This window comes from bacterium SCSIO 12741 (assembly GCA_024398055.1).
In the GTDB taxonomy this organism is placed as follows: domain Bacteria; phylum Bacteroidota; class Bacteroidia; order Flavobacteriales_G; family Salibacteraceae; genus SCSIO-12741.
The window spans coordinates 2,588,296-2,599,447 of sequence record CP073749.1 but is presented as its reverse complement, the minus strand read 5'-3'; the positions used below and the strand labels follow the sequence as shown (position 1 = coordinate 2,599,447).

At 42.9% G+C, this 11,152-nt stretch carries 10 protein-coding genes; 7 read left to right on the top strand and 3 right to left on the bottom strand.

Going from position 1 to position 11,152, the window contains the following annotated elements; genetic code table 11:
- Positions 1–149 precede the first annotated feature (149 nt).
- Positions 150–1,076: a malate dehydrogenase gene (gene mdh / locus KFE98_11010; protein ID UTW60589.1), complete on the bottom strand. Its 927-nt coding sequence runs from the start codon at positions 1,074–1,076 to the stop codon at positions 150–152.
- A 188-nt stretch (positions 1,077–1,264) separates the two neighbouring features.
- On the opposite strand from mdh, the gene KFE98_11005 reads away from it, so the two are divergent.
- The 3 genes from KFE98_11005 to KFE98_10995 are packed head-to-tail and all read left to right on the top strand — an operon-like array spanning position 1,265 to position 3,073.
- Positions 1,265–1,855 carry a sigma-70 family RNA polymerase sigma factor gene (locus tag KFE98_11005; GenBank protein ID UTW60588.1) on the top strand — a complete coding sequence of 197 codons (591 nt, stop codon included), beginning with the start codon at positions 1,265–1,267 and terminating at the stop codon, positions 1,853–1,855.
- The gene (locus tag KFE98_11000) at positions 1,845–2,099 is read left to right on the top strand and encodes a hypothetical protein (protein ID UTW60587.1); all 255 of its coding nucleotides are present in this window, start codon (positions 1,845–1,847) and stop codon (positions 2,097–2,099) included. Before KFE98_11005 ends, KFE98_11000 begins: the two co-directional genes overlap by 11 nt.
- Positions 2,100–2,131: 32 nt before the next feature.
- On the top strand, positions 2,132–3,073 hold the full coding sequence (locus KFE98_10995; GenBank protein ID UTW60586.1) for a hypothetical protein: 942 nt from the start codon (positions 2,132–2,134) through the stop codon (positions 3,071–3,073).
- Here the strand turns inward: KFE98_10995 and KFE98_10990 are convergent.
- Positions 3,070–3,753, bottom strand: coding sequence for an RNA pseudouridine synthase (locus KFE98_10990; protein ID UTW64689.1), 684 nt, complete (start codon positions 3,751–3,753; stop codon positions 3,070–3,072). The genes KFE98_10995 and KFE98_10990 overlap by 4 nt on opposite strands.
- A gap of 5 nt (positions 3,754–3,758) precedes the next feature.
- The gene (gene panB / locus KFE98_10985; protein ID UTW60585.1) at positions 3,759–4,586 is read right to left on the bottom strand and encodes a 3-methyl-2-oxobutanoate hydroxymethyltransferase; all 828 of its coding nucleotides are present in this window, start codon (positions 4,584–4,586) and stop codon (positions 3,759–3,761) included.
- Positions 4,587–4,725: 139 nt separating this feature from the next.
- On the opposite strand from panB, the gene KFE98_10980 reads away from it, so the two are divergent.
- The 4 genes from KFE98_10980 to KFE98_10965 all read left to right on the top strand — a co-directional run bounded on the left by KFE98_10980 (position 4,726) and on the right by KFE98_10965 (position 10,997).
- Complete coding sequence (locus tag KFE98_10980; protein ID UTW60584.1) at positions 4,726–5,889, top strand: hypothetical protein; 1,164 nt, start codon at positions 4,726–4,728, stop codon at positions 5,887–5,889.
- A 189-nt stretch (positions 5,890–6,078) separates the two neighbouring features.
- Positions 6,079–6,834: a hypothetical protein gene (locus KFE98_10975; protein ID UTW60583.1), complete on the top strand. Its 756-nt coding sequence runs from the start codon at positions 6,079–6,081 to the stop codon at positions 6,832–6,834.
- 11 nt (positions 6,835–6,845) lie between these two features.
- Complete coding sequence (lipA, locus tag KFE98_10970) at positions 6,846–7,715, top strand: lipoyl synthase (protein UTW60582.1); 870 nt, start codon at positions 6,846–6,848, stop codon at positions 7,713–7,715.
- 129 nt (positions 7,716–7,844) lie between these two features.
- The gene (locus tag KFE98_10965; GenBank protein ID UTW60581.1) at positions 7,845–10,997 is read left to right on the top strand and encodes a T9SS type A sorting domain-containing protein; all 3,153 of its coding nucleotides are present in this window, start codon (positions 7,845–7,847) and stop codon (positions 10,995–10,997) included.
- Positions 10,998–11,152 lie beyond the last annotated feature (155 nt).

Below are 11,152 nucleotides of genomic sequence, written 5' to 3'. Positions count from 1 at the left end.
TCATTTCGACCAAGATTCCCCGAACGCCCCATACCACTGTGGCAGATTCGTTCAAGGAGACTCTCCAGCCTTCGTTCAAATCCAATTCTTTGATTGTTTCAATTCCGTTAAAAGATGGTTGTGCTTATCTAAAAATTTATTTCAGACGATTACAATGCTAACAAACCATTGGTTTTCTTAACGCCTTCGGCACTTTCTGCCATATGCGCTTTTTCAGCATCACTTAAAGGAACATCAACGATTTTTTCAATTCCCTTTTTACCCAAAATCACGGGAACTCCGATGCAGAGGTCACTTAATCCATATTCTCCATCTAACAAGGCAGAGCATGGAAACATCTTCTTCTGATCACAAGCAATGGCCTGAACCAAAGCAGAAACGGCTGCTCCTGGAGCATACCATGCGGAAGTTCCTAATAATTTAGTTAATGTAGCTCCTCCTACCTTAGTATCTTCTTTAACCTGATTTAATCTTTCTTCAGAGATAAACTCAGAAACATTAATACTGTTTCTTGTTGCATGGGAGGTTAATGGCACCATACCTTTATCGCTGTGTCCTCCGATAACCATTCCATCAACATCGCTAATGGGTGCTTCCAAAGCTTCAGCAAGTCTGTACTTGAAACGAGCAGAATCCAACGCGCCACCCATTCCAATGATTTTATTCTTAGGTAAATTGGTGGATTTGTGTGCCAAGTAGGTCATGGTATCCATTGGGTTACTCACCACAATTAAAATGGTGTTAGGAGAATGCTCTACAAGGTTTGCAGATACAGCCTTTACAATTCCAGCATTAATTCCAATTAACTCCTCACGGGTCATTCCAGGCTTTCTTGGAATCCCAGACGTAATCACACAAACATCGCTATTTGCAGTTTTGGAATAATCGTTAGTACTTCCTGTAATTTTAGTGTCAAAACCGTTTAGTGAAGCACATTGCATTAAATCCATTGCTTTACCTTCAGCAACACCTTCTTTGATATCAAGAATCACTACTTCAGAAGCAAAGTTCTTCATCGCAATATATTCGGCACAACTTGCTCCTACTGCTCCTGCTCCAACAACTGATACTTTCATTATTTTATGATTTAACTGTTAAAGTTTACGTTTTAAGAAAGCGCAAAAGTAACATTTTATGCTCCCCGGATTACAGGATGTTTTCCTGAAGCCCCAAACCCAACCTTTAAACTTATAAATGGTTAATTTTGAAGAGTGTATAATACACAGGCAACCTCAACGTAATATATGCGTCTTAAAGCAGAAGAATGAAGCTCTTGCTGAATGTGCACATACCGGATCTCATCGATGGATGTAAAAAAAGGGACCCTGAATGCCAGAAGAAACTCTTTGAAGTTTACTATGGTAAAATGATGGGAATCTGCTTTCGCTATTGCGGAAGTGATCGCGATGAAACACAGGATGTGGTTCAGGAAGGATTCATTAAGCTCTTTGACCGGATAGATAAATTCAACGATACCGGATCGTTTGACAACTGGATCAGAAGGTTCTTTATTAATGTAGCATTGGATCAACTTCGTAAGAAGAAGGTTCAGTTCATTAGTATGGACCAGGATGATTACTACCATGAATTAGAAGGCCAGGATGATGATACGCCAAACCGGGAAACGGAATGGGTGGAACTACTGGGCCGAGAAAAGATTCTGGAAGAAATACGTAATCTGCCCCCAGTTTACCGATCGGTATTTAATATGTATGTGTTTGAAGGATTTACCCATCGGGAAATTGCCGAAGAATTGGGGATTTCTGAAGGCACATCCAAATCGAACCTATCTAAGGCAAAGGCTAAGTTGAGAAAAGAATTGCAAAAAGTATTAAACAGAAAACATGCGTCCTGATCCATTTGAAGAAAGCATAAAAAATAGCCTGGAAGGTTTTGAGCCCGGAGGAGCCGCCGAAGCCTGGAATGCTATTGAAAGCCGTGTTTTGGCCAACAATGAGTCTCATCTCCGCCAAAACCGTAGACAGAATTATTCGAAAGCTGCATTGGCAGTTGCCGGTATCGGTATCGCTGTTGCTGCATGGTGGGTTAATCCATTTTCTGAAGGTTCCTCCGCCCAGAATTGGCTCAACCTGAAATAAACACTCCTACTCCATCGGAAAACTCTTCGGAAATGGCTGCGCTAATTCAGCCTAAACAGGAAGAGGATGGTACTACTCAAAAAGAAGAGTCCACTGAACTACAGGCCGCTGTGAAAGCTACCCCTCAAGTGGAGCAAAAAGCAACTAAGGCTGTTAAGGCGCCAACCCCTACCCCACCTCAGGATGATCATTTGGAAAAACCAGCTATTGCTGCTGCTAACTGGCAAGTAAGCCATCAAAAGGTTTGTCAAGGAGAAACAGTAGATTGGAGCATTAGCGCCGCTGATTCTAAAGATTTGATTGTGTTGCTTAACGATCGAAAGATTGACACCAAGAAGAAAAGCTTCACCTTTAATAAAGCCGGATCATTCGAATTGGCCCTGGCTCGCAAAGTGGATAAAAAATGGCGTAAGCTTGACACCAAGAAAATTACGGTTCATGCCAACGGTGGTGCAGATTTTACCTACGACAAGCAAAAGGACTACAAAGCTCCAGTCGTTGCGTTTAACAGCTCAACTTCTAACCCACAAAACAAGTGGTATATCGATGAAGAGTTGGTGAGCGAAGATGCTGAAACCAGTTACCTGTTCCGAAACAAAGGACGCTACTCCGTAAAACTCGTTACAGAAAACGAAAACGGCTGTAAAGACTCCAGTGTACAAACTATCAGGATCCTACGTGCCTACAACTTGATGGCTTCGGCGGTATTCAATCCAGAAAAGGAAAAGTGGATGCCAATTGGATTGAAGGGTAACAAAAACAAATTTGAACTCCAGGTTCTTAATCCTAACGGTGAAGTGGTATTTACGTCTAACGATGCCAATAAAGAATGGGACGGTTCAGACTTAAATTCGGCCAAACAAAAAGCGCCTAATGGCGAAATGTACCTCTGGGTTGCCCGAGTAACCGAAGCCAATGGAATGGTGATGGAATATGGAGGTAGTGTTTTGGTAAGCTACTACGATCAGGACTAATCCAACGATTGGCTTAGAGCTTGCCAAAGAGATTCTTGTGGCACTGGAGCCTCGATAACAACGGGCTCCTTTTTAACTGGATGAATAAACTCGACCCGGCGAGCGTGCAGGTGAATTGAACCACCTTTATTACTTCTGGGAAATCCATACTTCAAGTCACCTTTGATAGGCCATCCCTGGTTCGACAACTGAACCCTAATTTGATGATGGCGACCTGTTTTGGGTCTAATTTCAAGAAGGTAATAACGGTCTGACCGAGCCAAAACCTGATAATCGAGTTCCGAATACTTGGCTCCCGGCTTATCCTTTTGAGCGACAAAAGACTTGTTTTTTGCAGGATTTCTCACCAGATAATCTACCAGTGTACCTGAGGGACTTTGAGGGCAATTCTTGACTACCGCCCAATACACTTTTTGAACTTCCTTGTTTCGAAAAAGATCGTTTAACCGGCTCAAGGCCTTACTGGTTTTAGCAAACAGGACCAAGCCACTGGTAGGCCGATCTAAGCGATGGGGAACCCCCATAAAGACATTCCCAGGCTTATTGTACTTACGCTTCACCAGTGACCGAACCATTTCTGAAAGGGGTTCGTCACCCGTAATATCTCCCTGAACTATTTCAGAAGATAGCTTGTTGACAGCAATAAGGTGGTTGTCTTCGTAGAGAATCCGTTCTTCCAGGTTCACTAGTATTGTTCCTTTTCGTTGGGAAAATCCCTCCGTTTTACATCTGTTATATAAGCTCCCACTGCTCCGCGAATTTCTTCCGCCAAATTGTGGTAACGTCTTAAAAATCGAGGAGAGAATTCCTGAGTAATGCCTAGCATATCGTGAATCACCAAAACCTGACCATCCACACCAGAACCCGCTCCGATACCGATCACAGGAATAGACACTTCAGAAGCCACTTTGGTTGCAAGGTCGGCAGGAATCTTTTCCAAAACCAAAGCAAAGCAACCCGATTCTTCCAGCACTTTAGCATCAGATAACAGCTTATCCGCTTCGTCAGATTCTTTGGCTCTTACTACGTAGGTACCATATTTATAAATGGACTGCGGCATTAATCCAAGGTGACCCATAACTGGGATACCCGCTGAAACAATTCGCTCTACTGATTCACGAATTTCGACTCCGCCTTCCATTTTCACGGCATGGGCTCCACTTTCTTTCATAATGCGAATAGAGGAGTTCAGCGCTTCTTTGGAGTTACCTTGATAGGTTCCAAAAGGAAGATCAACCACCACCAATGCATTCTCCACTGCACGAATAACCGATGAGGCATGATAGATCATTTGATCCAGTGTAATGGGCAAAGTGGTTTCGTTACCAGCCATCACATTCGAGGCTGAATCTCCCACCAAAATAACATCCACCCCAGCCTGATCGAGCAACCGGGCCATACTGTAGTCATAAGCAGTGAGCATAGCGATTCTTTCGCCTTTGCTTTTCATCTCCATCAAAACGTGGGTGGTAACTTTTTTCACCTTCCCACTTACTGGTTTCAGCTCTTCCATGTTCTTTGATTTATCACCATTGACAAAGGGATTTTGCCCATTCGTCAATTTAAAAATAAGACCTTTCCTTTTTTGCTACTTTTGTGGCCCGAATTAAGTTGACAAATATAAATAGTTGTCGCTTGACCAAATCATTCTAATGAAAGCAAAAAAATTGGTTCGTTCACTTACCGTAGTTCTTGCAGCTGGGCTTGCGTTGTCCTCTTGTAAAAACGACTTGGAAATTAATGCCGATTACGACAAAACTCCTGTTATCTACGGGTTGATCAATCAGTACGATTCAATTCAGAGCTTTAAGATTACTAAAACCTTCATTGGAGACGAAAACCCAAATACCTACGCAGCCATTCCGGATTCAAGTTATTTTTCGGAAGTTTCTGCAACGGTAACGGAAGGATCTTCCAATCGCAAGTTTGATTTGTACCCACGGGTGGTCACTAATAAAGAGCCGGGAACTTTTTTCAATCCGAATCAGGTTATTTATCAATTTGCTCAACGAAACATTCAGAGCAACTACCAATACTTGAATCAAGAGTCTAAGTACTACTTCAACGCTAATTTGGATGGCGTAGAAGTAAGTGCTGAAACCGCTCTTCTTTTTGATGCCTCTCCGGGTTACTTCAAATCAAGAGGTTGGTTGGGTATCTGGAATGAGCACTCAACTGGACTTAGCTTTGCTAACGGTGAGAAACTTTTGGACATGACCATTGAAGGACGTCTTCCATACCGCTCTAAAGTGGCTCAACTAAAAATGATTTTTAACTACACCGACTACCTATTAGTAAATGGTCAACGTCAGGAAGAACAGCATACCCTTGTTTACGACTTTGGTCAGCTGATCTTTGACAACCCCATTACTGAGGCTACCGCGATGCAGGAATTTGTACTCACTGGTGGTCAGTTCTTCAATAAAATTGCCACCTCTGTTCCGGATGCTGCCAATACGCCGAACCTCGAATTCCGTATGGCTGGCCATTGTGACTTTATTTTCATCGCCGGAAACGAAGACTTTTACTACTACCGTCAGGTTACTCAGCCCTCTGATGACTTGAACCAAGACAAGCCTAACTTCACCAACTTGAGTACAGGTATCGGTATTATCGCTGCCCGTATGGAGTTGAGTCTGGTTGATTTCTTAGCCCGTAGTGGAGAAAACCTATACGAAGCAGGTCGATTGAGCATGAAGCTGAATCGGGCTACGCAGCATCACCTAAGCCGTGGATTGGAAGGTGGTACCGCAGCAAAAGGTTTTTGTATTGATCCTGAGGTGGCTAATACCCCGAACGAAGCTTGCCAGTTTTAAGGCAAACGACTACCGTTTTCCCCTCCATTTACTGCCGTTTACTTCTTTTTCGGAACTCCCCTATAAGTTTCCGATAAGCGATTCGTTTACCTTCTGGTTGGAAGTTTAACGTTTATATTCTGTTCGCTGCCAACCAATCGCCTATTTCAGGTGTTATAATCATTATATTTGTAGACTTCTTTTTTGGGGATGAGTTTGCGTTTAAAATACGGTCTTTTAGCAGGTTTGATAATCTGGTCCATCGGAGCCACGGCTCAGAAGGACACGACTGCGTCTTCAGTAAACCGATCTATTTATCGGAAAAGCTGGAATGCGGGCTTCATTCTTCACACACACGGAATAGGGGTTAACTTTCGGAAAGAACGTTACCGTACCGCGCTCAGAAAGAACTTCTTTACGGTGGAAATGTATAACTACCGTCACAACAAAGAGCAAAGAACCTATAATCCAGGTGGAGACGAATCGAACAGTTTTATTTACGGCAAGCTCAATTTCCTATTCATTATGAAAGGAGGAGTGGGTCACCAGCGTATTCTGTTTTCTAAAGATGTAATTCGGGGAGTTCAGATTAGTACGGTGTACAATGCGAACTTGACGCTGGGCTTCTTAAAGCCGGTCTATCTAGAGGTATTAACTGAAAGAAACGACCAGCAAGTTATCAGTACCGAAAGGTATGATCCGGGAGAACACCGCTACGATGAAATAGTAGGAAAAGGTCCTTTTCTAAGTGGGTTCAACCAAATGGAAGTGGTACCAGGACTAAGTGCTAAGTTCGGATTGAATTTTGAATTTTCACCCAAAGAAGATAAAATCAAGGCCATTGAAACGGGAATCAACGTGGATGCTTTTATGAAGCCCATGCCCATTATGGCACACAACGAGTATCATCAAATTCTGATGAACGTTTACATCAATTTTGTATTCGGAAAGAAAAGCTATCTGTAGAGGAGTTGTAGATGGAAGAACTTGTGGAGGAGAAAAAAGTGCCGGTTAAAAAACCGAGTTGGCTACGTGTCAAACTACCTACCGGGGAAAGTTACAAGCGTGTAAGAAGCCTGGTTAGTGAGCACAAACTTCATACAATATGTGAAAGTGGTAATTGCCCCAATATGGGCGAATGCTGGGGAGCCGGTACCGCTACTTTTATGATTCTGGGAAATATATGCACCCGGAGTTGTGGCTTTTGTAATGTATTGACCGGTCGGCCTGACCGAGTGGATCCATTTGAGCCACTGCGAGTAGCTAAATCGGTTAAACTTATGGGGGTAAAACACTGTGTTATCACCTCAGTAGACCGCGATGACCTAAAAGATGGTGGTTCAGAAACCTGGGCCGCCACCGTAAACGCCGTGCGTCGTTTGAGTCCCGAAACGACTATGGAAACCCTGATTCCGGATTTTGCCGGAAAATGGGAAAACCTTCAACGGTTAATAGATGTAGCTCCAGAAATTGTGTCTCACAACCTGGAAACCGTTAGACGCTTAACCAAAGAAGTTCGAATTCAAGCAAAATACGACCGAAGTCTGGAAGTATTGCGTCGATTGAAGAAGGGAGGAATGAGAACTAAGTCAGGAATCATGCTTGGCTTAGGGGAAACAGAAGAAGAAGTTATCGAAGCATTGGAAGACTTGCGATCAGTAGGCGTGGATATCGTAACCTTGGGACAATATTTACAACCTACTACGAAACACCTTCCCGTTCAGGACTTCATCAAACCGGCAAAATTTGCCGAATACAAACAAATTGGATTGGATATGGGCTTTAAGTATGTCGAGAGCGGCCCATTGGTAAGATCCAGTTATCATGCAGAAAAGCACCTGTTCTAACACGTTTAAACAAAAAAAAGGACCGGTTATTTTCTGTATAATACCGAACGAATAAATTGATTTTATTAAAAAGTTAAAATGACTTAACTTGCCCTCGATTTTTAAGCAGCAGATAAACTGTACATGGATATGAAAGTAAGAATACTCGCACTGGGCGCAATTGCTGGATCGGCAGCCGTTTTCTTCAGTGGTATTTTCCAACAGAAAGATGATCAAATTCAAGCTCACTACAAACCAAGAAGTGAGCAAAACACCTCTTACAATTCTGCAATTGTAGGTGCGCAACAATATATCGCCTCGATTCGTGGGGATATGAATACCGGCGTTGTGGACCCTGAGGTTTACCAAAAAGCATTGAATCAAGCTCGTCAGCATCAAGCTTCAAGAGCAGGTGCACTGGGCTTACAGTTTGGCCCAATGGGTCCGGCTAACATCGGTGGTCGTACTCGTGCTTTCGTTATCGATAACGAAGATCCAAATCGTCTATACATCGGTTCTGTATCCGGTGGTATTTTTGTTTCTACCAACGGTGGTAACTCCTGGACAACAAACTTTGATAATCAAGGATGGATTGGTATTTCTACCATGACTCAGTCTTCCGACGGCGTTTTGTTCGCAGGAACCGGATCTGATTTTGAAGTAGGTAGCCAGAAGGCAGGAGCCCCTGAAGGTGCTGGAAACGGAATTTACCGTTCTACCGACCGTGGTTCTACCTGGACTACGATCGCTTCTACTGATCCTGACAACAACGCAGACTTTAGATACATTAATGTTATGGTTTCTCACCCGACTGACCCTAAGATTATTGTTGCTGGTACAGGTCGCGGTTTGAAAATCAGTAAAGATGGTGGTGATACCTGGAATGGATTGACCGTATGTCTTACTCCTGGAAATCCTCTTCCAGCGAGTGTTCACAGTGTTGACTTTTCCAAAGATGGAAATGTTCTTTACGCTGGTTTTTCCAATGGTACATTCTACCGTTCAGAAGACTACTTAACCGATTGTTCTTTCGAGAAATCTGATGACGATTTTGTGATCGCCAACTATACTCGTATGACCATTTCGGCATCTCCTACCGATAACGATAAGGTTTACATTTTTGAAGGAAATACCGATCGTACTCCTAAAATTCACATTTCTATCGACGGTGGAAAAAACTGGAACGAGTTTAACCCACCCATGCCACAAAGTGCAACTCACTTTGACCTATTCGGTCAAAACCCGATCATCTACAACCAGTTGTTTAAGGCAGTTGTAAGCTCAAAGGATCCTACTCAGGATAACCTATTTGTTGGTGCTGTTCAGCTTTGGAGATATGATGGTAACTGGACCATGGCTTCTACTGGAGGACGTACAGCGAATCAGCACAACTCCACAGTGGTACACGTGGATAACCACCTTTGTGTTCAAGACCCAAACAATCCAAGTGTGATTTACTTCTTGAATGATGGTGGTGTTTACAAAACCTTAGATGGTGGTTACGAATTCTTTGACGTGAATAAAGGATACCAAACTTCGCAGTACTACAGTATAGACCACGCTAACTTCGATTACGCTATCGGTGGTACTCAGGATAACGGATGTATTTTCGTAACTCCATATCGTCCAGGTAACCCTGATTATGGTGCAGTTGTATTCAACGAAGGTATTTTGAACGGTGATGGATTTGACTGTGTTATTTCCGAAATCGTAGACTTGAAATATACCACCGCTCAGGAAGGTAACTTGGGTCGTGGAGGAATTACTTCCAGACAAGGTAGTGGAGCCTGTGAACCTTACTGTGGTTTCTCTGACTTCTACAGCCACGTTACTCTTTGGGAAAGCGCTAATGACTTGACCAGCCGTGACTACATTATTTTCAAAGTAGATACTACAGAAGACAATGTTGATTTAGGAACTGGAATTCGTACAACTTTCGAAGGAACCATCGTTCCTACTCAAGCCACAGCTAAGTTGGATTACGGTTCTATTTCTATCGGAACTTTTGACGATCGTTTGATTTACGATGGAAACGGTGGATTTACGGGTAACGGTTCTGGTACTTTCGATGAAACTACCAATGAATTTAAAGTAACCTTCAACGATGCACCTGCTCTTAACGCTCGTATCAATGCATACTATACTGTATCCTACGACGCTGGAGATTTGATCATCGTAGAAAGTGCTACGGACAATCGTCCAATTAACCACGTGTTGACTACAAACCTTGAGCCTGGAGATCAGGTTAGCATCCAAGATCCGATTCAATCTTTGGTAGCTATGCAGACTTACCGCAAGTGTGAGGAGCAAATGCAAGGTGGTAGTATCGTAGTAAACTGCGAAACTCAAAGCCCTGGTGTTATTATCGCTCGTAAAGCCATCATTTTGGGTACTAACCCTGAGTGGATGCACTTCGCTCTTGGAAACACTCGTGAAATGGTTTTCTCTGCTGATGGAAACGAGCTATTCTACAGTGCTAATGGTCGTTCTATCCGTCGTTTGAAAGGATTGAACGCGGTTTACAACCAAGATCAAGCAGATAGCTTAATGAATACAAATCCTGTAACAAGTGTATTTAGCTTGCCAGGACAAGGTATGATTACCAACTTGTCTTTCAATCCTAACAATCCTGATGAGATGATTGTAACAGTTGGTACTTACGGTGTAACCGATCACGTTTTCTTGGTAACCCGTAACTCTACTACCGATCAGTGGTCATTCAAAAACGTTCAAGGTTCAGGTCTTCCTGATGGAATGCCAGTTTACGATGCGATCTTCGCCGCTGGAAACGGAAGCCAAGTTATTTTGGGTACTGACCTTGGTATTTATTCTACCAATGACATCCATGCTACAGGAGCAATTAACTGGACTAAAGAAGACTTCGGAAATATTCCAGTATTCGATATCGATCAGCAGACAGGTGATCACACCAAAGCTGCAAACCATGGTGTTATTTACTTAGGTACTCACGGACGTGGTATTTGGAAATCGGAAACCTTGGTTGGTGTTGAAGAAATTGCTCACAACCGCGATCGTAAAGAATGGGAAGCTACATTGGATGTTTATCCTAACCCAGTTCGCGATAACCTGAACTTGAACTTCACCGTGAACAACGCTGAAGATGCTCAACTTCAAATCTTCAACTTGAACGGTCAAATGATGCAAACAATTAGACCTGCTATGGTAGCTGGAGAAAATACAGTATCCATCTCTACCAGCGAACTACCTAACGGTACTTACTTCGTAACTCTAAGAGACGGAAACTCTCAAAAAGTTGCCAAGTTCGTTAAGATTCAGCAGTAATTCAGAATCAGTCATAAATGAAAGCCCCTTGGTCTTGGATCAAGGGGCTTTTTTTATTTTAGGCCAAACCATTTAAATAAATGATACCACCGATCAAAAGGGATAGCCGCCCAACCCCACTACAAAAGCTTATCTTGAAGTAGTTCACTCCTACT